We start from the raw sequence: 23047 nt of genomic DNA on the forward strand, positions 1-23047 counted from the left end.
GACACAACGACGTGCGCGCTTCCCGGAAACTCACCGTCGCCCTCGCCTGCCATGGGGGTGCCTGGCCGCATCCCGACTGGCCGGCCCCGGACGACCCGTACGTCGGCCGGGTGGTGCGGCTGGCCGCCCCGTCCGAAGCGCCGGAGGCGGACGCGGACGTCGTGATCCTGCGCTGCGAGGCCCCCTCGGCGGCCCTGCGGGAGAGGTGGGCCGCGGACGTCCCCGTGATCGTCATCAGTCCGCGCCGGGACACCGAGACCATCGTCGAGGCGTTCCGCGGCGGCGCGGGCTATCTGGTCGAGGGCGACTACTGCACCTGCATGCTCTCCTCGGCCGTCGTGGGCGCCACCGTCGGCCACACCTATCTCTCCCCGGCCGCCTGTGCCGCCCTGCGGGAAGGCGCCCGGCGGCTGCCCACCGGCGGGGAGGCGATGGAGCGGTTGCGCGAACTGCTCTCGCCGCGTGAGCGGCAGATCATGGAGCTGCTGTCGACCGGCCTGGGCGCGCAGGAGATCGGGTTGCGATTACGGCTGAGCGAGAAGACCGTCCGCAACAACCTCAGCAACATCTACGCCAAACTGGACGCGCGCGGCAGCACGGACGCGGTCCTGCGGTGGCTGGGCGCCGCGCCCGTGCTTCGCATCCGAGAATGCGGCTGATCCGAGAGCGCGGTTATGGCGCCACGGCCGCCGGAATCTCCGACAGCGGGATCTCGATGTCGGTGACGTTCTCGCCGCCCGCACCGAATCCGGGTTCCGACCGCAGGGCGCGGGTCGAATTCTGGATGCCGGCGGCTTCAGGGGTTCCGCACTTCACATTGCGCAGCCAGAGGCGGCCGTCGGGGGTGCCGTTCTTCAGGATCTGCGGATAGAAGACGTGGACGCCCGTGGCGCCCTCGCTCGGCGAGAAGAACACCTTCTGGCCGTCCTGCGCTTCCTTGTACGTGGCCTTCAGGAATCCGCTCACGTCGGTGCGCTTGGCGGACCACATGAAGAAGCCGAGGCTGTCCGCCTGCACGGTGTCCGTCCTGCTGAACGCCAGTGTCGTCGTCTTGTCGTCACGCGTGATGTTGATTTCCGAGGTGTTGAACTTCAGGCCGATCTCGAAGAAGGAGTTGCCGAGCTTCGTGTCGGCGGCGGCCGTGAATCCGTCCTCCAGCTGGATGGTCCGGGTCACCGACGCGCTCACGTTGAAGGTCTTCGAGGCGGTGCCCGTCGCGCCGCAGTTGTCGCTCACCGTGGAAACACGTTGGTTGGGCCCGAGGTTGTCCCTCTTGAACTGGACGTCGACGAACTCGCAGTTCTCCAGCCGGTCCGAGTCCGCCGAGCAGTCGGCGCTCACCTCGGAGGGGGTGGCGGCGCCGGCCTGGTTCATCAGCGGGACGGCCACCGCGACGGCCACCAGCGGGGACAGGGCGAGGGTGAGGCGCTTCTTCCTGCTCCGGTGACTTCTGGGGCGGGGAGTGCGGGTGTGGCGGGTCATGGCTTCTCCTGTGGGGGGTGTGCGAGGTCAGCAGTCGGTCAGTACGGGCTTGGACGAGCCGTCCACGACGCCGGGGGCGCCGGCGGCACCCGGCAGGATCACCGGTCCCTCGACGACGTCCGGGGCCACGAAGTTCTTCTCGGGGGAAGGGTTCGTGGCGAAGCCGCCGGGGTCGGCGTCGATCCGCACCCGCCATTCGCCGGTCATGCGCTGCATCTTCGGCGTGAACTCCATGTGCAGCACCTTGCCGACCGGCACCTCCCGCTGTTCCGTGTCGCCCGCCGTGGCCGACTTCACGGTCATGTCGAGGGTTCCCTTGTGCTTGAGCCAGGATCCGGTCAGTGCCCCGAAGAGCCCGCCCCCGCCGCCCTGTTGGGTGACGGTGTACTTTCCCTGTCCCTGCGCCGCCGTCGCCGACCAGGTGATCGACACCTTCGCCGGTTCGGTGGCGTTCGGTTCGCAGTTCGGGAAGTCGATCGAGGCCTTTTCGGCCGGTCCGTCGAAGGTCTCGAACTTCGTCTCGACGAAATCGCAGTTGTCGGACGCGAAACTCGGACCGGCGATCGGATGGCCGCCGAAATCGAAAATGGACTGCTGCTTGCCGTTGAGCACCTTGGCCCGCTGGCACAAGGTCATGATCTGCTCGGGGGTCTTCTCCTCGGCGGCGTTCGCCGACGGCAGCAGTACGGTGGCGAGGGCGCCGCCGGTCACCAGGGCCGATCCGATCGCCACGGCCCTGATCTTCTTGTTCTTCAGTCTCCGCTTGGACATGGCGAAGATTTTGGATTCCCTTGACGGGCGCCGACAGGGTCAAACATCCCTACTTGTGGGTCACGTGAGATTCGCCTCAGCAACGCCCGGACGGCTCCCGCCACTTGCATCTGACGCTCCGTCAGGTATGGCGCTACGATGCGGAGTCCACCGTGACCACCGTGTTGAGGGGGCCGTAATGGGAAAGCTCGACGGACGGGTCGTCATCGTCACCGGGGCGGCGCGCGGGCAGGGCGAGCAGGAGGCGCGGCTGTTCGCGGCGGAGGGCGCGAGAGTCGTGGTCGCCGACGTGCTCGACGACCAGGGCGAGGCCCTCGCCGAGGAGATGGGCGCGCTGTACGTCCACCTCGACGTGGGCCGGGAAGCCGACTGGCAGGCCGCCGTCGCCGCCGCGCGCAGGGCCTACGGCCACATCGACGGGCTGGTCAACAACGCCGGCATCCTGCGCTTCAACTCCCTCGTCGACACGCCCCTCGACGAGTTCATGCAGGTCGTACGGGTCAACCAGGTCGGCTGCTTCCTCGGCATCAAGACCGTCGCGCCGGAGATGGCCGACGGCGGCACGATCGTCAACACGGCCTCGTACACCGCGGTGACCGGCATGGCGGCCGTGGGGACGTACTCCGCCACCAAGCACGCCATCCTCGGCCTCACCCGGGTCGCCGCCCTGGAGCTGGCGCCCCGCGGCATCCGGGTCAACGCCATGTGCCCCGGCGCCATCGACACCGCGATGTCCAACCCGTCGCTGCTGGATCCGGAGGCGGACGCGGAGGAGACGTCGAGGGCGCTCGACGGGCTCTACCGCAAGCTCGTGCCGCTCGGCCGGATCGGGAAGCCGGAGGAGGTGGCGCGCCTCGCGCTGTTCCTGACCTCGGAGGACTCCTCGTACATCACCGGGCAGCCGTTCGTGATCGACGGGGGATGGCTGGCGGGCGTCTCGGTCCTCTGACCCTGGCGCGACCCGGTAGCTGACTGGCCGTCAGCTATTGACCATCCGTGCGCCCGGTGCCACAGTCGGCGGCATACCGCCGATCTGACGAATCGTCAGAAACTACTGGGGACGGTGAACCTCCTTGGAATTCGGGCTCTTTGTACAGGGATACGTGGGCAAGCGCGCCGAGACCGACCCGCTCGCCGAGCACAAGGCACTGATGGAGGAGACCGAGTACGTCATCCAGGCGGACCGGTCCGGCTTCAAGTACGCCTGGGCGTCCGAGCACCACTTCCTGGAGGAGTACTCGCACCTCTCCGCGAACGACGTCTACCTCGGGTACCTGGCCCACGCGACGGAGCGGATCCACCTGGGCTCCGGGATCTTCAACCCCCTGGCCCAGGTCAACCACCCCGTGAAGGTCGCCGAGAAGGTGGCCATGCTCGACCATCTCACCGAGAACCGCTTCGAGTTCGGCAGCGGGCGCGGGGCGGGGTCGCACGAGATCCTCGGGTTCCTCCCCGGCATCACCGACATGAACTACACGAAGGGGATCTGGGAGGAGACCATCGCCGAGTTCCCCAAGATGTGGCTCCAGGACGAGTACGAGGGGTTCCAGGGCAAGCACTGGCAGCTCCCGCCGCGCAAGGTGCTCCCCAAGCCGTACGGGAAGTCCCACCCCGCCATGTGGTACGCCGCAGGGTCGCCGCCGTCGTACGCCATGGCGGCGAAGAAGGGGCTCGGGGTGCTCGGCTTCAGCGTGCAGAAGGTCGCCGACATGGAGTGGGTGCTGGAGCAGTACAAGACGGCCGTCGTGAACGCCGAGCCCATCGGCGACTTCGTCAACGACAACGTGATGGTGACGACGACGGCGATCTGTGCGCCCACGCACGCCGAGGCGATCGAGATCGCGGTGCGGGGTGAGTTGCACTATCTGCCGTCTTTGGTGTTCCGGTACCACGACACCTTCCCGCGGCCTGAGGGGTTCCCGGTGTGGCCGGAGACGTTGCCGGAGTACACCGCCGAGTTCGTGGAGCTTCTCATCGAGGAGGAGCTGCTGATCTGTGGCGATCCGGACGAGGTGTTCCGGCAGTGCAAGCGGTGGGAGCAGGCGGGGGCCGATCAGTTGAGCTTCGGATTGCCGGTGGGGGTGCCGAAGGAGGAGACGTTGCAGACGATTCGGCTGATCGGGGAGCACGTGATTCCGAAGATCGACACGGATCCCGTTCATCGGACGTCCCGGTTCCGGGGTGCCGCGTAATCGCCGTTGCGGGGTGCGGGTGCGATGTGGCTGGTCGCGCAGTTCCCCGCGCCCCTAGGTGGGTCGTCACACCGCAAACCAGGAGGTGAGCCCCATGCTCGATCACGTCATCAAGCGGGCGACCGTCGTTGACGGGACCGGCGCGCCCGCGTACACCGCCGACGTCGGTATACGGGACGGCCGTATAGCGGCGATCGGGATCATCACCGAGGGGGCGAGGTCGGTCGAGGACGCCACCGGCCTCGTCCTCGCCCCCGGATTCGTCGACCCCCACACCCACTACGACGCCCAGCTCTTCTGGGACCCGTACGCCACCCCCTCCCTCAACCACGGCGTCACCACCGTCGCCGCCGGCAACTGCGGATTCACGCTCGCGCCCCTGAACCCGGCCCGCCCCGACGACGCCGACTACACGCGCCGCATGATGTCCAAGGTCGAGGGCATGTCGCTGGTCGCGCTGGAGGAGGGGGCGCCCTGGAGCTGGCGGACGTTCGGGGAGTATCTGGACGCCCTTGAGGGGCGGATCGCCGTCAACGCGGGGTTCATGGTGGGGCACTGTGCGCTGCGGCGGCATGTGATGGGGCCGGACGCGGTGGGCGGGCAGCCCAGTGCGGAGCAACTGGCGGAGATCGTGCGGCTGTTGCACGACGCCATGGACGCCGGTGCCTGGGGCTTCTCCACCACCCAGTCGTCGAGCCACTCCGACGGGGACGGCAAGCCGGTGGCCTCCCGGCACGCGAGGCCGGTCGAGCTGCTGGCGATGTCACGAGCGGTCGGCGAGCACGAGGGAACGCAGATCGAGGCGATCGTCGCGGGGTGCCTGGACCAGTTCAGCGACGCCGAGATCGACCTGTTCGTGGAGATGAGCGCCGCCGCCGGACGGCCGCTCAACTGGAACGTGCTGACCATCGACTCGGCCGTTCCGGAGCGGGTGCCCCGGCAGTTGCTCGCGAGTGAGCAGGCCCGGAAGGCGGGCGGCCGGGTGGTGGCCCTCACCATGCCGATCCTCACGCCGATGAACATGTCCCTGGGCACCTTCTGCGCCCTCAACCTCATCCCCGGATGGGGGCCCGTCCTCGGGCTGCCCGTGCCCGAGCGGATCGCCAGGCTGCGCGAGGCGGACGTACAGGCCGAGTTGCTCAGGCACGCCACCTCAAAGGAAGCCGGTGTCTTCCGACGGCTGACGAACTTCGCGCGGTATGTCATCGGCGACACGTACAGCGAGGCGAACGCCGGGCTGACGGGCCGGATCGTGGAGGACATCGCCCGCGAGCGCGGCCAGGAACCCTTCCAGTGCCTGGTCGAGATCTGCGCCGCCGACGATCTGCGTACGGTCCTGTGGCCCATGCCCACCGACAACGACCCCGCGTCCTGGTCCCTGCGTGCCGAGACCTGGCAGCACGAGGACGTGCTGCTGGGCGGCTCGGACGCCGGGGCGCATCTGGACCGGATGTGCGGGGCGCCGTACACGACCCGGTTCCTCGGGGACTGTCTGCGGGGGCGGAAGCTGGTGGGCCTGGAGCAGGCGGTGAAGATGCTGACCGATGATCCGGCGCGGCTGTTCGGGCTGCGTGAGCGGGGCCGGGTGGAGGAGGGCTTCCATGCGGATCTGGTGCTCTTCGACCCGGAGCGGATCGACGCCGGTACGGCCACCCTGGTGCACGACCTGCCGGGTGACAGTCCGCGGCTGGACTCCAAGGCGATCGGGGTGCGGGCCGTGTGGGTCAACGGGGTCGAGGCGATCCGGGACGACGTGGTGACCGGGGCCGTGCCGGGGCGCGTGCTGCGCTCGGGGCGGGACACGAGGACGGTGGCCACCAGGTGAGCGTCCGAGGGCCTGCTGGTTCTGCTGGTCCTGCTGCTGGTCCTGAGCGGCAGCGGTTGTTCGTCGGCGGGGCGTGGGTCGAGCCGGACGGGGGCTGTTACGCCGTGATCGACCCGGCGTCCGAGGAGACCATCGGGTGGGCTCCGGAGGCCTCGCGGGATCAGGTGTACGCGGCCTGTGCCGCGGCCCGCGAGGCCTTCGGGCCGTGGTCCCGTACGGCGCCGGAGGAGCGGGCGGCCGTGCTGGGGCGGGCCGCGGACATCATCCGCGGCCATCTCGTGCCGTACGCCGAACTGGCCCAGGCCGAGACCGGTGCGACCACGGGGACGGCCCGGGCCATGCAGGTCGGTGTCGGGGCGGCCCGCTTCCGGAGGTACGCGCGCGTGGAGCCCGCCGAGTGGGCGATTCCGCCGCAGATCAACGAGGCCGGGCCGATGGGGAAGGCCGGCGTGATGGGTGCGCTGGCCGTCCGTCAGCCCGTCGGTGTCGTCACCTGCGTCACCTCGTACAACAACCCGTGGGCCAACCCGGCCGGCAAGGTCGCCCCCGCCCTCGCCATGGGCAACACGGTGGTGGTGAAACCGGCCCCGCAGGATCCGCTCTCCGTCTACCGGATGGCGGAGGCGCTGGAGGCGGCCGGGGCGCCGGCGGGTGTCGTGAACGTCGTCTCCGGGCGCGCCGTCGAGGTCGGTGAGGCGGCCGTGTCGTCCCCGGACGTCGACATGGTGAGCTTCACCGGCTCCACGGCGGTCGGGCAGCGCATCGCCGAGGTGTGCGGGCGGGACATGAAACGCCAGTTGATGGAGCTCGGCGGGAAGGGCGCGGCGCTCGTCTTCGACGACTCGGACCTCGCCTCGGCGGTGGCCGGGATCGGGACGACGTTCTCCTTCTACAGCGGGCAGATCTGCACGGCGCCGACGCGGGTGCTGGCCCAGCGGGGCGTGTACGACCGGCTGGTCGAGCAACTGGCCGCGTACGCCGCCCGGTTGAAGGTCGGAGATCCGCGTGTGGCGTCCACGATCGTCGGACCGGTGATTTCGGCGGAGCACCGGGACCGGGTGGAGGCGTACGTGGAGACGGGCCGGAAGGAAGGCGCGGTGGTGGTGGCGGGCGGTGAACGGCCGCCGTACGACCGGGGCTTCTACGTCGCACCCACCCTCCTCGCGGACTGCGCGAACGACATGCGCGTCGCCCGGGAGGAGATCTTCGGGCCGGTCGTCTCCGTGATCCCCTTCGAGGAGGAGGAAGAGGGCATCGCCCTCGCCAACGACACCGACTACGGCCTGATCGACTACGTCTGGTCCGGCGACGTGGCCCGCGCCTTCCGGGTCGCGCGGCGGTTGCGGGCCGGGGGAGTGGGCGTGAACACCGTCGGGCGCAACATGGAGGCGCCGTTCGGGGGGTTCAAGAAGAGCGGGGTGGGGCGGGACGTCGGGTCGTACGCCCTGCACGCGTACAGCGAGGTGCAGGCGATCGTGTGGCCGGGCTGACCTCGGCGGGCGTCCGCGGTGAGCCGTCGCCGCTCACCCGTCCAGATCCACCCGCACCGTCAACAACCCCGTCCCCATCACCCGCACCGCCACGCTGTTCAGCCGAGGCAGGCTCCGCAGCCGTGCCACCGGGTCGTCGTCCGGGAGGAGCCGGGCCGTCCCCTCGTACCACCGTCCCCGGATCCGCACCCGCACCCGTGGATCGGCCTTGATGTTCCGGATGTACTGGGACCGCTCCCCGAACTCCGAGACCAGCCAGAACGCATCACCGACCCGGCGTCCGCCCACGGGCGTCCGGCGGGGCAGGCCGGAGACACGGCCCGTGGTCTCCAGCAGCGTCTGGAAGGGCAGACGGCGCAGCACCGGATTGCCGAGGCGGCGCTGAAAAGTGGTGGCGGTGTGGAATCTCAGGTCGGCGAGGCGGGACATTGCGTGAGAGTCTCCTGTCTCGTTGCCGGGTGTCACGACGCGGCGGTCGAACTGTTGCTTCAATGGTCCCCGACGCGGCAGGACGAGAGCGGGTGGCTGCGGATGCGGGTCGTGACCTGGAACCTGTGGTGGCGCTTCGGGCCCTGGGAGGACCGGCAGAAGGCGATCCTCGCCGAGCTGCGCGAACTGCGTCCCGATGTGGTCGGCCTGCAGGAGGTGTGGGCCGCTGAGGGCGAGAACCAGGCCGAGTGGCTGGCCGGCGAACTCGGCATGCACTGGGCCTGGTCCCCCTCACCCGCCCCCGACCGCTGGCGCCGGCGGATCGGGGACCCCACGGTGGACATCGGGAACGCCGTACTGAGCCGTTGGCCGGTGGCGGACCGGCGCACCCTGCGCCTCCCCGCCCCCTCCGAGGTCGACGACGGCCGCCTCGCCCTGTTCACTCGCCTGGTCACCCCCTCCTACGACATCCCCTTCTTCACCACCCACCTCACCTCCGCCCTGCACGCCTCGGCCGTACGCTGCCGCCAGGTCACCGCGCTCGCCGAGTTCATCGCCGAGAACCGGGTCGACACGCCCTTTCCGGCCGTCGTCACCGGCGACTTCAACGCCTGGCCGGACTCCGACGAGATCCGCCTCTTCGGCGGCTACCGGACCGCGCCGGTCGTGCCCGGCCAGGTCTTCTTCGACGCCTGGCAGTACGCCGACCCGGCCGCCCCCTGCGTCACTTGGGACCGCGAGAACCCGTACGTCGCGGCGGGCCTGGAGCCGAGCGTGCGCATCGACTACATCCACGTGGGGCCGCCCGGGACGGAGGGACTGGGCCATGTACGGGGTGTACGGCGCGCGGGCGACGGTCCGGTCGACGGGGTCTGGCCGTCGGACCACGCGGCGGTGGTCGCGGACCTGGCGGACGGGCCGGTGCCCTGACCGGCCAGGCAGTCGCCGCCTACGACCGCCCCAGGAAAATCGGATTCGTGAACGCCGCCAACGCCCCAGGCAACGGCCCCACAGCCGCCTCATGCCGCAACTCCGCCCGCACATACGCTGCGTAGGACGGCGTCGTACGCCACTCCACGACCCCCGCCCCCGACACCGGCAGCGGCGGGCTCGTGAACAGCACGCCCTGGTCGGTCACGAAGCGGACCGTGCAGCGGGGGGCGCCCGTGGCCTCCAGGCGTACCGTCACCGGTGAGTTCCGGTCGACCTTCAGGCGTTCGCCGATGCCGGCGTGTTCGCCCTTCGGGCCGGAGACGCCGAAGGCCAGGGAGACGTTCTTCGACTCGGCGACGTACGACCGTCCGGCCCTGATCCCCTCCTGGATGGCTTCCCGTGTCAGGTCGTCCGCCAGGACCACCGTCTGGGGGCTGCCGACCGGGTCGGGGTCGCGGTGGGCGTCGCTGCTGCCCATCGCCGGGATCCAGGAGCCGGAACCCGAGCGCACGGACGCCACCAGCATGCTGTCCCAGTCCGCCAGCGTCACCTCGTCGTCGGGCGTGTAGGGGCCGTTCCAGACCTCCACCGCGTCCGCCTCGCCGAAGCCGAACTTCCAGTTGCAGCCGACGCAGGTGGCGTGCGGGTGGGCGGGGACGACGAGGCCGCCGGCGCCCCGGATCTGGCGGGCGAAACGGCCGAAGCGGTTGTCCCGGGCGCGGTAGCGCCAGTCGATGAAGGTGCCGGGGTCGGTGCCGAGCGCCACCACGTGGCCGTTGCGGGTCGTGACCTCCTCGCCCAGCATGATCAGGAGGTCGTCGCCGGCCTCGGACGCCCAGTGCGCGTGCGCCGAGTGCGTGTTGTGCTCCGAGCTGTTGATGAAGTCCAGGCCGGCGGCACGGGCGAGCGCCGCGATCTCGGCGGGCGTACGGCGGCCGTCCGAGTACCAGGAGTGCAGGTGGCAGTCGCCCCGGTACCAGGCACGGCCCCGGCCCTTCGCCCGGTCCGGCGGGTACGTCGGCTCGACCACCTCGCCGGGCTCGCCGTGGGTGAGGGTGATCGTGAGCTCGTACGGCAGGCCCTGCGGCGCCACCGTGTAGGGGCCCAGCGCGATGTGCCACGTGCCCTCACGCACCGGGCCCGGGAGGTACCCGGGCGTCGCTTCGTCGGCCCGGATGAAGAACTCCGTGCGCGCCCCGCCCGACCACCCCCTAAAGCCGCGGCCGCCGAGCTCCGTGCCGCGCCAGTCGAAGATGCCGATGTCGAGGGCGTTGCCCGGGGTCCCGGCCGGGACGGACGGTTTCTCGTAGGTGTAGGAGACCTTGATCTCCCGTACGCCGGAGGGGATTTCGAGCGGTACGTACACGAAGTCGGGGGACCCGGGCGGCAAGGTGCCCCGTACCGTGCGGGTCTCCGTGTCCTGGCTGCCGTCGGCGGCGCTCGCGAAGGTCACGCTTCCCAACGTAAGCGCGGCGGCGGCGCCCGTCACGAACAGCGCGCGTCTTCCCAGGCCGGAGTGGCCGGCGTCGTCCGCGTGGTGGTCCTCGCACATGCTGCTGCTCCCCAGGTCGTCGTGAGTGACAGGGCGTGGGTGGTGCAGTGGTGGTGCGTGCAACTCTCGTATTCAGCCGTGAACTGCCGTGCAAGGGAAGGGAATCGGCAGTCAATCGGCAGCCGAGCGGGAGTTGTCGGAGCTCCGGGCGGCGCGTGGAGTGTCCTGGGCCGACCGGTCGGTATGGACATCGGGCCGTGTGCGCGGTACAGATGCGGTCATGCGCATCTCCGTGACGATCTTCCTCACCGACGAGACCATCACCCCGACCCGGCTCGCCCGTGAGCTGGAGCAGCGCGGGTTCGCCGGGCTGTATCTGCCCGAGCACACTCATATCCCGGTCGAGCGGGTCACCCCGTACCCGGCCGGTGGCGATTTGCCGCCCGAGTACGGCCGTACCCTCGACCCCTTCGTCGCCCTCGGCCAGGCCGCCGCCGTCACCGAACGGCTCGGCCTCGGCACCGGCATCACGCTGGTCGCCCAGCACGACCCGATCGACCTCGCCAAGCAGATCGCGACCGTGGACCACCTCTCCGGCGGACGGTTCACCCTCGGCCTCGGCTTCGGCTGGAACGTGGAGGAAGCCGCCGATCATGGCGTCGAATGGGCCACGCGCCGCGAACTCGTCCGGGACCGGATGGCTTTGATGCGGGCGCTGTGGGCGGACGAACCCACCGCGTACGAGGGGGAGTTCGGTGCGGTGCGGGCCAGTTTCGCCTATCCCAAACCCGTACAGAAGCCGCGCACGCCGAAGGTCGTCGGCCCTCGCACGCTCATCGGCGGGGCCGCCGGGCCGAAGCTGTTCGCGCACGTCAGCGAGTACGCCGACGGGTGGCTGCCGATCGGCGGGCGCGGATTGTCCGAAACCTTGCCTGTGCTGCGGGCCGCCTGGTCCGACGCCGGGCGCGACCCGAACGCCCTGCAGGTCGTGCCGTACGCCGTGTATCCCAGCCCCGGCAAGCTCGCGCACTACGCGGAGTTGGGGATCGAGGAGGTCGTGGTGCAGTTGCCTCCGGCGGGGGAGGGGGAGGTTCTGCGGGTGCTGGACGAGTACGCGCAGTACGCGTGAGTTGGCCTCCGCGCCGGGGTGGTGGGTCAGCCATGCGGCCGGCGGCCCCGCCTTACGCCTTACGGGTCGGCGGCCGCAGCCCGGACATGTGCCTGCCAGAAGGTGAGTACGCGTACTCACGTGCGGCGGGCGGCTCGACCGGAGACTTGGCGCATGCGACGAACCTCTGCCCTGACCGGCGCGGTTGCCGGCTCCCCGCGCCGCCCGTGGCCAACGCTCGCGACAGCAGCCATGGCCGCTCTGGCGCTCGCCGCCTGCGGCACCGAGAGGACAAGCGCCAACGGACCGCAGAGCAAGCCTGCTGACCGTGCTGAGGTCCGGGTCGGCGCCGCCTTCACGGCGATGCTGGACAAGGTCGCGCGGTCGTGTCCCCGAGCGCCCCGCCGGAGGCGCCGCCGACCGGTCCGGCGCGGACCTTGCCGCCCGGTGCGGTGCAGACGCCGCCGGACGTGGAGCCCATCGCCCCCACGGCGGGTCCGGAGGTGGAGTTGAACGCTCGCGACTGGTGTGCGGGCGTCCTCCATGAACAGCGCGTTGCCCAGGCACTCTGGGATCTGGTGGATCCAACGCCGACCAAGGTCCGGACGATTCTGAACGACCTCGGCTACGTCGACGAGCACATACACGACCTCGAGCAGTCCGGTGCGACCACGCGGTTCTTCCTCGACCTGCGTGACGAGGGGGGACGGCTCTGCTTGAAGGGCTCGGCGGCCGGCGAGCACACCGTCATCGACACATGTGTGGCCCCCGCGGCCGGGCCGTTCACGCCTGGAGAGCTCCGGTGAGACGGGACAACTGAGGTGCCCCTCTGCGACCGCTCCCCGAGATCAGTGCCGGAACCGAATTCCGGCGGCGCTTATTTGTACTGATCAGCCCGATCGTATGCTCGAAGGATGACGACTTCCGCGACCTCTGGAACCGGCTCGACCCCTGGCCCGACCGAGAACTCCATGCGTCGCGCCCTCAAACGCGCCCGGGACGGCGTCGCCCTCGACGTCTCCGAGGCGGCCGTACTGCTCCAGGCCCGCGGCGAGGCCCTCGACGACCTCGTCGCGTCGGCCGGCCGGGTGCGCGACGCGGGCCTCGCCACGGCCGGCCGGCCCGGTGTCATCACGTACTCGAAGAGCGTCTTCATCCCCCTGACCCGGCTGTGCCGGGATAAATGCCACTACTGCACCTTCGTCACCGTCCCCGGCAAGCTGCGCCGCGCCGGGCACGGGATGTTCATGTCGCCGGACGAGGTCCTCGACATCGCCCGCAAGGGCGCGGCCCTCGGCTGCAAGGAAGCCCTCATCACCCTCGGCGACAAGCCGGAGGACCGCTGGCCGGAGGCCCGCGAGTGGCTCGACGCGCACGGGTACGACGACACGATCGCGTACGTCCGTGCCATCTCCATCCGCATCCTGGAGGAGACGGGGCTGCTGCCCCACCTCAACCCGGGCGTCATGACCTGGACCGACTTCCAGCGGCTCAAGCCCGTCGCCCCGTCCATGGGCATGATGCTGGAGACGACCGCCACCCGTCTGTGGTCCGAGCCGGGCGGCCCCCACTACGGGTCACCGGACAAGGAACCGGCCGTGCGGCTGCGCGTCCTTGAGGACGCGGGGCGTTCCTCCGTCCCCTTCACGTCGGGGATCCTGATCGGGATCGGCGAGACGTACGAGGAGCGGGCCGAGTCCCTCTTCGCGCTCCGCAAGATCTCCCGGGCCTACCACGGTGTCCAGGAACTGATCATCCAGAACTTCCGCGCCAAGCCGGACACCGCGATGCGCGGCATGCCGGACGCCGAACTCGACGAGCTGGTGGCCACGGTGGCGGTCGCCCGGCACATCATGGGGCCGAGCGCCTGCCTCCAGGCCCCGCCCAACCTGGTCGACAGCGAGTACGAGCGCCTCATCCACGCCGGCATCGACGACTGGGGCGGGGTCTCCCCGCTCACCATCGACCACGTGAACCCCGAGCGGCCCTGGCCGCAGATCGAGGAGCTGGCCGAGCGCTCGGCGGCGGTCGGCTTCGAACTGCGTGAACGGCTGTGCGTGTACCCGGAGTTCGTGCGGCGAGGCGAACCCTGGCTGGACCCGCGGCTGCTCCCGCACGTCCGGGCGCTCGCCGACCCGGAGACGGGCCTGGCGCGTGCGGACGCGGTGGTCGAGGGGCACCCGTGGCAGGAGCCCGAGGAGGCTTTCGTCGCGTCCGGCCGTACGGATCTGCACTCCACCATCGACACCGAGGGCCGTACGTCCGACCGCCGCGACGACTTCGACGAGGTGTACGGCGACTGGGGCGCCCTGCGCGAGGCCGCCGCGCCCGGCATGGCGCCGCAGCGCATCGACACCGATGTACGCCAGGCGCTGCGGGTCGCGGCCGACGACCCGACCCGGCTGACCGACGAGGAGGCGCTGGCGCTGCTGCACGCGGACGGCCCGGCGCTGGACGCGCTGTGCGGGGTGGCGGACGACGTCCGCAAGTCGGTGGTCGGCGACGACGTCACGTACATCGTCACGCGGAACATCAACTTCACCAACGTCTGCTACACGGGCTGCCGCTTCTGCGCCTTCGCCCAGCGCCGCACGGACGCCGACGCCTACACGCTCTCCCTGGACCAGGTCGCCGACCGCGCCCAACAGGCCTGGGACGTGGGCGCGGTGGAGGTCTGCATGCAGGGCGGCATCCACCCGGACCTGCCGGGAACGGCGTACTTCGACATCGCGCGGGCCGTGAAGTCCCGCGTCCCTGGCATGCACGTCCACGCCTTCTCTCCGATGGAGGTCGTCAACGGCGCCACCCGCACCGGCATGTCGATCAGGGAATGGCTGACGGCGGCGAAGGAGGCCGGCCTGGACTCCATCCCCGGTACCGCCGCCGAGATCCTCGACGACGAGGTCCGCTGGGTCCTGACCAAGGGCAAGCTGCCGACGGCGACCTGGATCGAGGTGATCACGACCGCGCACGAGCTCGGCATCAGGTCCTCGTCGACGATGATGTACGGCCATGTCGACCAGCCCCGCCACTGGCTCGGGCACCTGCGCACGCTGGCCGGGATTCAGCAACGCACGGGCGGCTTCACGGAGTTCGTCACCCTCCCCTTCATCCACACCAACGCGCCGGTGTACCTGGCGGGCATCGCGCGGCCCGGCCCGACGATCCGCGACAACAGGGCGGTGACGGCGATGGCCCGTCTCCTCCTGCACCCGCACATCCCCAACATCCAGACCAGCTGGGTGAAGCTCGGCACCGAGGGCGCGGCGGAGATGCTCCGCTCCGGCGCCAACGACCTGGGCGGGACGCTGATGGAGGAGACGATCTCGCGGATGGCGGGTTCGTCGTACGGCTCGTACAAGTCGGTCAAGGACCTGATCGCGGTCGCGGAGGCGGCCGGCCGCCCGGCGAAGCCGCGCACGACGCTGTACGGCGAGGTGCCGGAGGAACGGCAGCGGGCCGCGACGGCGTCGGACGGGCACCTGCCGGAGCTGCTGCCGGTGCTGGACCGAGGCTGACTCGATTCCGCGCTCACGTGTGTCACGGGCGGGGCGATCCATGCGATCATCCCGCCACGTTGACTCCAGGGGGACGCAGGGTGTCGATCGATGTGCAGGCCCGCAGACGGCGGCTGATGATGGCCACCGCGGTGGTCGCCGCCGTAACCGGCATGTCCGGTGACCTGATCTTCACCGAGTTGGAAGGCGCACAGGCGCTGGGCGCCTTCGGAGGCGCGGTCGCGCTGATGGGCGGAGTGACGGTGCTGATGTACCGTCACGCGACGCAGGAACAGGTCGCCTCGCCCTCCCCGGCGTCGACCGTGCCTCACCAACTGCCGAGTGAACACCGGCTGGTGGGGCGGCAGCTGCTCAGCGCGAGCCTGATCGAGCGGCTCCGGGACGTGCCGGCCCCCGCGAGTGGCATCCTGCCGGGTGAACCGGCTGCCGGGCAGGCCGCCGTCGTCGCCGTGTACGGCGCGGGCGGCACGGGCAAGACAGCACTGGCGCTCCACGTGGCGCATCGAGTGAAGGAGCACTACCCGGACGGGCAGTTACACGTCGACCTTTGGGGCGACGGCGACAGACCGCGCGACAGCGGAGAGGTCCTGGGAGAGTTCCTCCACGACCTGGGAGTCGCGCCCGAGGACGTTCCCGACCGGACGGATGGCCGTGCCAGGCGCTTCCGCAGCCTGACGAACAACCTGCGCTTGCTGATCGTCCTCGACAACGCCCACAGCACCGAACAGATCCAGCCGCTTCTGCCCGTGGGGGCCGGTTGTTCGGTACTCGTGACGAGCCGACGGCCCTTGTCCATCGAGGACGGTTCCCGGCGCATCCGGAAGAAGATCCAACTCCCCGATGAGAACGAGGCGTTGGAACTGCTGAGTGCGTACGCGGGCCAGGAGCGTGTCGCCGCGGAACCGGCGACGGCCCTGGAAATCGTGGAGTTCTGCGAGCGGCTTCCGCTGTCGCTGCGCATCGTTGGCGAGAAACTGGCGACGCGCGAGGACCTGACCCTGCGGCAGATGCACGAGCGGCTCGGGCACGAAGGTGACCGGCTGCACGAGATGGTCTTCGGGAATCTGAGCCTCCAGGCCTGCCTGTCGCTCTCCTACCGTGACCTGCCGGAGCCCGCCCGGAACGCGATGGGGCTGATGGCCTCCCTGCACAAGGGCAGGCTCACGGACTGGCACGTTCGGCAGTGCCTGCCGGCCGGGGCGGCGGCCGGATCGGTTGCCGACGAACTCGTCGCCGTAGGGCTGATGGAGGCGCACGACAGCGACGGCGGGGAATCCGGCTACCGCTTCCACGACCTGGTGCGTGTCTTCGCGCAGGAGCGCTACGAGGACCTTCCCCCGCAGGAACGCGCCGCCGCTGAGGAACGCCTGGTACGCGCCTACCGCGAGGCGGTCGTGTATTTGGCCGCGGACCGAGCGCCCGAACTCGGCGCGGAGGCGTCACGGGAACGCGCCGGGGGCCTGGATCGCAGCACGGCCGCTGACTGGGTGGCGGGCGAGAGCGAGCGGATCAAGTGGGCGATCACCCGTGCCCGGCGCCTGGGACTGGAATCCGAGGGAGCCGAACTCGCGGAGGGCCTCACGTACTTCCTGGACGACGTGAAGGTGTCCACCGAGTCCGCGCGGTGGCTGTTCGATGCGGGCGCCGAGCCCCGGGCCCGTGTAGTCGGCAGCCTGCGGCGCGGCCGTGCCGCGGCAGCCTTGGGCAGTGGCATGCCGGACACCGCGTTGGAGGTGTTCCTGCCAGGCGGATCCGCCGATCCGGCCGCGCCGCTGACAGCACGGGACCGCGCCGTCGTGGCACGCGCCTACGCGGCGAAGAGCGACTTCAGGTCGGCCCTGGACCACATGACCACAGCGGTGCGGGAACTGCGCGCGGACGGCGACCGCTGGCATGTGCTGTCCTCGCTGGAGAAGCTGGGCGAATTCCAGCGGTGGCGCGGCCGGCCGAGGGAGGCGGAGCACAGCCAGCAGGAAGCGCTGCGGCTGGCGGCGGAGTTCGGGGACCTGCGGGCCCAGGCGCGACTGCGCCGCACCCTTGCCGAGACGCTCGGCTATCTGCGCCGCCCGCAGGAAGCCGCCCCGCTGCTGGAGCAGGCCGTCCACGACTTCCGTGTCCTGGGCGACCGGGTGTGGGAGGGCGCGAGCCTCTACGCCCTGGGCAAGATCAACCGGTTGCTCGCCCGGCGTGAGGCGGCCCTGGAGGCGTACGACAAGGCCGAGGACATCTTCGGCCCCATGGGTGAGCGGCTGTGGGTCGGCCGGATCGACAACGCGCGCATCCGCGTGTACGCGGGCATGGGGCGGTTCGACGAGGCCTGGGCGGCGGCCCGGGCCTCCCTGGACGCGTTCCGGCAGCTCGGGCACGAGACGTGGCACGCCCACACCCAGCGCGACGTCGGCTGGCTGCACCTGCGACAGGGGCGCTCCGCCGAGGCGGTGGCGCCGCTGACCGAGGCGGTCGAGGTCACGCGGCGGGTCGGGGACGCGTACGCGCAGGCCATGGCCCTGCATCTGCGAGGTGTCGCCCACCGCGAACTGGGCCGGCCGGAGGAGGCACGCGCCGACCTGGAGGGAGCGCTGGCCATCTACCGGAGCGGTGCCTACGAGTGGAACGAGGCGATCGTCCTGCACGACCTGATCCGCGCGCTACGCGCGGAGGGCGCCGCCGCCGAGGCCGACAGCGTGGAGGCTTCGGCCGCCGCCAACCCGGCCTTCGCCAGGATGCCGGGCCGGGACGGCGCGCGGGCCGTCCCGGACGAGGAGTGAGGCGGGGCCGCGAAGCCGACGGACAGCGCGGCCACAGTACGATGATCCGACCCTCGGCATCGGGGGCTGGAGTCCTGAGGAGATGCGTGCCGTGCCTGCTCCCAAGGTCTGGGTGACCGGTCTGACGGTGGGGGCGATAGCCGCCGTCACCGTACTCGCCGTACAGGCCGACAAGGGGCCGCACCCGACGGCCACGGCGGCCCGCCCGAGCGCGTCGGCCTCGGCGGGCGTCGGCCCCGCCCCGTCGAAGTCCACCGGACCCGTCGCCGTGCCGGAGGGTTCGGGCACGGGGCGCCGGATCGTGTACTCCCTCGGCCAGAAGCGGGTCTGGCTGGTCGACGCCAGCGACGCGAACCGCCGCACCTTCACCGTCTGGCCGGGCACGGTGAGCCCGGACCCCGGCACCTACGCGGTGTCGTCGCGCAACATGGCCACCACGGGTTCGGACGGCGTGCAGATCGAGAACATCATCTACTTCGCCGCGAAGTCGGGTGTCTCCATCGCCTTCTCCAACGCCGTGGACGGCTCCTCGCCCCCGCCCGCCGAGGGCAAGCAGACCGGCGGGGTCCGGACGCGCGCGGCCGACGGGGCGGCACTGTGGACGTTCGGGGAGACGGGCACGACGGTGGTCGTGGTCAAGTAGGGCCGCGCTGCATCTTTCGATGTACCGCGGGATCGACTTCGCTCATGACGATTCGGGCCGTGGCCGTCATGACGATGAGTACATGACGCAGCACACGGACGAGCGAGCCCCGCGGACCACCGAGGAGAGCCCGCCCACCGGACGACGACTCCCCCTCCTCGACGTACTGCGGGGGGCGGCCATCCTGGGCACGCTCATGACGAACGTATGGATCTTCACCGGGCCGGGCGCGGAGTGGGGAGCGCTGGAGTCCGGATCGTCCACGGACGCCGTGGAGTGCGTCTTCAGCGTGCTGGCGAACGGCAAGTTCCTGTCGCTGCTGACGATCCTGTTCGGCGTCGGTCTCGCCATCCAGTACGCCTCGGCGGCGCGCCGCGGACAGCCGTGGCCGGGCCGCTACCGGTGGCGGGCGCTGTTCCTGTTCGCCGAGGGCACGGTGCACTTCGTGCTGGTCTTCGCCTGGGACGTACTGATGGGATACGCGGTCACCGCGCTGCTCGTCGCCTGGCTGCTGACCCGCTCGGAGCGGGCGCAGCGACGGGTGATGTGGTGGGCGGCGGGTGCGCACCTGACGGTGATCGGCCTGCTGACGGCGGTCCTGGTCCTGAGCGGCGGCGACGGTGACACCGGCGGCACCGTCTCCCGTGAGGTCGTCGACCTGTACGCGCACGGCGACTACCTCGACCAGATCGCCTTCCGCCTGGAGAACGCGATCGCGCTCCGCATGGAGCCGGTCCTGACCTTCTTCCTCCTGGTCTTCCTCTTCCTGCTGGGCGTACGGCTGTTCCGGGCGGGCGCGTTCGGCGCGGACGAGCCGGGCCGCCGACTGCGCGCCCGCCTGCTGGCGTGGGGCCTCGGCCTCGGACTGCCGCTCAACGTGGCGGCGGTCCTGGCGGGCCCGGACCTGTTCCTGCTGGCCCGGTACGGCACCGCCCCGCTTCTCGCCCTCGGCTACATCGGGCTGATCGGCGCGCTGGTGGACCGGGTACGGCGCCCGGGCCCGCTGATGACGGGCCTCACCTCCGTGGGCCGGACCGCCCTGTCCGGCTACGTCCTGCAGAACGTGCTGTGCGTGCTCGTGTCCTACGGCATCGGACTCGGCCTCGCCGAACGGCTCGGTGACACGGGCCCCTGGTGGGTGGTGGGACTGTGGGCCGCGGTCTGCGCGGTGCTGATGGTGGGCTCCACGCTGTGGCTGCGGCGCTTCTCGGCAGGGCCCCTGGAGGCGGTCCAGAAATGGGCCCTGCGCCACTGATACGGCCTCAGGCGGCGTCGGTCTGCCGCGTCGTCCCGAACGGCAGGTGGTTGACGATCAGCACGACCCCGCTGAACAGGAACACCCGGGTCGCGGCGTCGAGCCCGTTCCAGTCGCCCGACTGCCACATGGCGAACCACTCACCGCCGATCGCGATGAACCCGCCGCCGAACAGCAGCATCAGCATCAGCAGGCCGTAGGTGGAGAAGCGGCGGGCGCGCGGGTCGTCGCGGCGGAACCAGAGCCAGGTGCCGTATATGAGGACGAGGGCGGCGACGGTCTCCCAGACGATGATCGCGACGTACGCCGCGTCCTGAAGTCCCTTGCTGGTGATGGCTCTCCACATCAGGTCGTCGTCCTTGAACGTCGTATCCATCGCCAGGACGTGCTGCACGAACTGCTGGTTCGTCCCGAAGTCGGTGATGTTCCCGAAGGCGACGAGGGTGATGTAGAGGGCGACGGTCGCGGTGAGGAGGGTGGCGGCGAGGTGGAGGGCGCCGCGTGGGGGTGTGGTTGGCATGGTGGTCATCTTTCCTGTGGAGGCACTGTGTTCGGTACGCATTGAGCCAGAATTGACGAGGACGAGCTCTGGGCGGACGGACGAGAGGACGTACGGTGGCGCAGTCGCGGCCGTCGATGCAGCAGCTGATCGGCCGGCGCAGCCGGGCCGGATTCGTGGGCCGGAGCGCTGAACGGGCGGCGTTCCGCGCCAACTTCGACAGCCCACCGGAGGACGAGCGGCACAGGTTCCTCTTCCACGTGCACGGCAACGCGGGCGTCGGCAAGACCTTCCTGCTGCGCGAGCTGGAGCAAGTCGCCCGGGAGCGCGGGGCGTTGACGGCGTACGTCGACGACAGCGCCGGAAGCCTGCCGGAGGCGATGGAGGCCATCAGTCGGCAGTTCGCCGCGCAGGGGCGGCGGTTCAAGGAGCTGGACCGGCTGCTGAGCGCGTACCGGGAGCGGCGCCACCAGGCGGAGCTGGCGGCGGTCGCCGCGCTGCCCACGGAGCCGCCGGGGCCGTCGGCGGGCAGCATGGTGGTGGCCCGCGCCGGACTGGTGGGGCTGGGGATGGTGCCGGGCATCGGGGCCTTCGCGGGTGCGCTGGACCCGGCCCAACTCGCCGAAGGAACCGAACGGTTGAGGTCCGGGATCGGCGCACGCTTCCGCAGCCACGAGGACGCGCTGCTCGTCCTCGCCCCCGAGAGCGTGCTCACTCCGGTATTGCTCGACGAGGTCTCCCAGGCCGCGTCCGCCGTACCGTGGATCGTCCTGTTCTTCGACACGTACGAGCGGACCGGCCGCTTCCTCGACGGCTGGCTGCACACCGTGATGACCTCGGAACGGTACGGCGCACTGCCGGCCACGACCGTCGTGGTGACGGCCGGGCAGCTCCCCTTCGACGCCACCCGCTGGGGCGGCTTCGGCGACTTCATGACCGACCTGCCGCTGCTGCCGTTCACGGAGCCGGAGGCGCGGGATCTGCTCGCGGGCAAGGGGGTGGTGGCCGAACCGGTCGTGTCGGAGGTGCTGCGGCTGACCGGCGGACTTCCGGTTCTCGTGTCGACGCTCGCGCAGAGCCGCCCCGCCGACCCTGCCGACGTGGGCGACCCGAGCGCCACGGCCGTGGAGCGGTTCCTGAAGTGGGAGGCGGATCCGGTACGGCGGTCGGTCGCGCTGGCGTGCGCGCTGCCCCTCAGGCTGGACGCGGACGTGTTCCGAGCACTCGTGGACCGTCCGGAAGATGAACTGGACGCGCTGTACACGTGGCTGCGGAACCTTCCGTTCGTCGACGAGCGGGGCGGCCGGATGAGCTACCACGACGTCGTACGGGCTCCCATGCTGCGGTTGCAGCGTCAGGAGTCGCCCAGGACCTGGGCGTCCCGGCAGCAGGCGCTCGCCTCGGTGTTCCGGGAGTGGCGGACCGAGGCGGAAGCCGGACGTGGTGCCGAGGAGCTGTGGGCGGACGAGGGGTGGCGGGAGCTCCGGCTGGCGGAGCTGTACCACCTGTTGTGCGCGGGGGAGCGGACGGCGCTGTCGAGCATGCTGGGGGATGTCGTCGACGCCTGCGAGCAGGGCGAGTCCGTCGCCGGACGGTGGGCGGGGGTCCTGATGGAGGCCGGGCTTGACGCCGAAACGTGGGCGGTGGCCGAGTGGGGACAGCAGCTGAAGCGGGCGCTCCGTAGTGGCGGGACGGCGGCGGCCCTCGAACTGGTGCTGCGGGGGGCCGGGTTCGAGTGGGCACCGGTGGCCGCCGGACCGGTGCCGGACTCGGCGGGGTACGGCGCGGTGGTCGCCACGTATCCCGGCGAGGCAGTCGTCGGGCAGGGCGCACCGGGCGGGGCGCAGTCGCGTGAGCCGTCATCGGGGTCCCCCGGCTCCGAGAGCCCGCGCGAGACCCCGCCGGCCCGAGTGCCGGCGGTCGAAGACGGCTGGCACGTCGTCCTCGCCCCCGCGCTCGCCGCCCGCGCCTTCCGCGCCCGGGCGATCGCCCACGACCTCGCCGGTGACCTGCACGCGGCCGTCGTGCGCCTGAACCGGGCTCTCGAACTGGCTCCCGACGACCCCGGCAGCCTCGCACTGCGCGGCGAGTACCACCGCGTACTGAAACGTCACGACGAGGCGATCCGCGATCTGGACCGGGCGCTCGAACTGAACCCCGCCGACGCCTTCGCGGCTGCCTCCCGAGGTGCCACCCGCCTCGGCCGCCACGAGTTCGACGAGGCGCTCGCGGACCTCGACCGGGCCGTGGAACTCAAGCCGGACTACCCCTGGGCGCTGGTCCGCCGGGCCCGCGTGCACCGTGCCCTCGGGGACCGCGACCGCCAACTGGCCGACCTCGACCGGGCGGTGGCCGTGGACCCCGACTGGGCCTGGGTCCGCTGCGAGCGCGGCGACGCCCTGCGCGTCGCCGGCCGCGACGAGGAGGCCCTCGCCGACTACGACCACGCGCTCGCCCTGGAACCCGGCTACGGCTCCGCCCGTGCGAGCCGGGGCGCCTCGCTGGCCAACCTGGGCCGCGACGAGGAGGCCCTCGCCGAGCTGGACCGGGTGCTGGAACTCAAGCCGTCGTACGCCTGGGCCGCGGACCAGCGGGCCGCCGTGCTGCGCCGGCTGGGGACCGGGCGCGAGGGCGGACGCTGA

General features: G+C 71.0%; 18 protein-coding genes. 13 read left to right on the forward strand and 5 right to left on the reverse strand.

Annotated elements, in window-relative coordinates; genetic code table 11:
* The first annotated feature begins 11 nt into the window (after positions 1-11).
* The gene (locus ACIREI_RS12660; RefSeq protein ID WP_403331160.1) at positions 12-659 is read left to right on the forward strand and encodes a LuxR C-terminal-related transcriptional regulator; all 648 of its coding nucleotides are present in this window, start codon (positions 12-14) and stop codon (positions 657-659) included.
* Between the two features lie 13 nt (positions 660-672).
* On the opposite strand, the gene ACIREI_RS12665 is transcribed toward ACIREI_RS12660, so the two are convergent.
* Together ACIREI_RS12665 and ACIREI_RS12670 are read right to left on the reverse strand one after the other, a co-directional pair.
* Positions 673-1482, reverse strand: a complete 810-nt coding sequence (locus ACIREI_RS12665; RefSeq protein ID WP_403331163.1) for a hypothetical protein — start codon at positions 1480-1482, stop codon at positions 673-675.
* A gap of 27 nt (positions 1483-1509) precedes the next feature.
* The gene (locus tag ACIREI_RS12670; RefSeq protein ID WP_403331165.1) at positions 1510-2253 is read right to left on the reverse strand and encodes a hypothetical protein; all 744 of its coding nucleotides are present in this window, start codon (positions 2251-2253) and stop codon (positions 1510-1512) included.
* Between the two features lie 178 nt (positions 2254-2431).
* On the opposite strand from ACIREI_RS12670, the gene ACIREI_RS12675 reads away from it, so the two are divergent.
* The 4 genes from ACIREI_RS12675 (at position 2432) to ACIREI_RS12690 (ending at position 7760) form a co-directional block, all read left to right on the forward strand.
* On the forward strand, positions 2432-3202 hold the full coding sequence (locus ACIREI_RS12675; protein ID WP_403331168.1) for an SDR family NAD(P)-dependent oxidoreductase: 771 nt from the start codon (positions 2432-2434) through the stop codon (positions 3200-3202).
* 124 nt (positions 3203-3326) lie between these two features.
* The gene (locus ACIREI_RS12680) at positions 3327-4445 is read left to right on the forward strand and encodes an LLM class flavin-dependent oxidoreductase (RefSeq protein WP_403331170.1); all 1119 of its coding nucleotides are present in this window, start codon (positions 3327-3329) and stop codon (positions 4443-4445) included.
* A 94-nt stretch (positions 4446-4539) separates the two neighbouring features.
* On the forward strand, positions 4540-6270 hold the full coding sequence (locus ACIREI_RS12685; protein WP_403331173.1) for an amidohydrolase family protein: 1731 nt from the start codon (positions 4540-4542) through the stop codon (positions 6268-6270).
* Complete coding sequence (locus tag ACIREI_RS12690; RefSeq protein WP_403331176.1) at positions 6267-7760, forward strand: aldehyde dehydrogenase family protein; 1494 nt, start codon at positions 6267-6269, stop codon at positions 7758-7760. The genes ACIREI_RS12685 and ACIREI_RS12690 overlap by 4 nt, the downstream gene beginning before the upstream one ends.
* A 33-nt stretch (positions 7761-7793) precedes the next feature.
* Here ACIREI_RS12690 and ACIREI_RS12695 read toward each other — a convergent pair whose 3' ends face one another.
* Complete coding sequence (locus tag ACIREI_RS12695; protein WP_403331179.1) at positions 7794-8189, reverse strand: nitroreductase family deazaflavin-dependent oxidoreductase; 396 nt, start codon at positions 8187-8189, stop codon at positions 7794-7796.
* 102 nt (positions 8190-8291) lie between these two features.
* On the opposite strand from ACIREI_RS12695, the gene ACIREI_RS12700 reads away from it, so the two are divergent.
* Positions 8292-9119 (forward strand): endonuclease/exonuclease/phosphatase family protein, encoded by an 828-nt coding sequence (locus tag ACIREI_RS12700; protein WP_403331182.1) that lies wholly within the window; start codon positions 8292-8294, stop codon positions 9117-9119.
* 19 nt (positions 9120-9138) lie between these two features.
* Here ACIREI_RS12700 and ACIREI_RS12705 read toward each other — a convergent pair whose 3' ends face one another.
* Complete coding sequence (locus tag ACIREI_RS12705) at positions 9139-10674, reverse strand: CehA/McbA family metallohydrolase (RefSeq protein ID WP_403331185.1); 1536 nt, start codon at positions 10672-10674, stop codon at positions 9139-9141.
* Between the two features lie 220 nt (positions 10675-10894).
* On the opposite strand from ACIREI_RS12705, the gene ACIREI_RS12710 reads away from it, so the two are divergent.
* The 6 genes from ACIREI_RS12710 (at position 10895) to ACIREI_RS12735 (ending at position 19906) form a co-directional block, all read left to right on the forward strand.
* Positions 10895-11743: an LLM class F420-dependent oxidoreductase gene (locus tag ACIREI_RS12710; protein WP_403331188.1), complete on the forward strand. Its 849-nt coding sequence runs from the start codon at positions 10895-10897 to the stop codon at positions 11741-11743.
* A gap of 449 nt (positions 11744-12192) precedes the next feature.
* Positions 12193-12528 carry a hypothetical protein gene (locus tag ACIREI_RS12715; protein WP_403331191.1) on the forward strand — a complete coding sequence of 112 codons (336 nt, stop codon included), beginning with the start codon at positions 12193-12195 and terminating at the stop codon, positions 12526-12528.
* 108 nt (positions 12529-12636) lie between these two features.
* Positions 12637-15240: a bifunctional FO biosynthesis protein CofGH gene (locus tag ACIREI_RS12720; protein WP_403331194.1), complete on the forward strand. Its 2604-nt coding sequence runs from the start codon at positions 12637-12639 to the stop codon at positions 15238-15240.
* Positions 15241-15320: 80 nt separating this feature from the next.
* Entirely contained in the window at positions 15321-18008 is a 2688-nt protein-coding gene (locus ACIREI_RS12725; protein ID WP_403331197.1) for a tetratricopeptide repeat protein, read from the forward strand.
* An 82-nt stretch (positions 18009-18090) separates the two neighbouring features.
* Positions 18091-18651 (forward strand): hypothetical protein, encoded by a 561-nt coding sequence (locus ACIREI_RS12730; protein ID WP_403331200.1) that lies wholly within the window; start codon positions 18091-18093, stop codon positions 18649-18651.
* Between the two features lie 82 nt (positions 18652-18733).
* The gene (locus ACIREI_RS12735; RefSeq protein ID WP_403331203.1) at positions 18734-19906 is read left to right on the forward strand and encodes a DUF418 domain-containing protein; all 1173 of its coding nucleotides are present in this window, start codon (positions 18734-18736) and stop codon (positions 19904-19906) included.
* A 7-nt stretch (positions 19907-19913) separates the two neighbouring features.
* Here the strand turns inward: ACIREI_RS12735 and ACIREI_RS12740 are convergent, their stop codons facing one another.
* On the reverse strand, positions 19914-20426 hold the full coding sequence (locus ACIREI_RS12740; protein ID WP_403331972.1) for a DUF2165 domain-containing protein: 513 nt from the start codon (positions 20424-20426) through the stop codon (positions 19914-19916).
* A 95-nt stretch (positions 20427-20521) separates the two neighbouring features.
* On the opposite strand from ACIREI_RS12740, the gene ACIREI_RS12745 reads away from it, so the two are divergent.
* Entirely contained in the window at positions 20522-23047 is a 2526-nt protein-coding gene (locus tag ACIREI_RS12745) for a tetratricopeptide repeat protein (protein ID WP_403331206.1), read from the forward strand.

The organism is Streptomyces sp. NPDC093591, assembly GCF_044764885.1.
Taxonomy (GTDB): domain Bacteria; phylum Actinomycetota; class Actinomycetes; order Streptomycetales; family Streptomycetaceae; genus Streptomyces.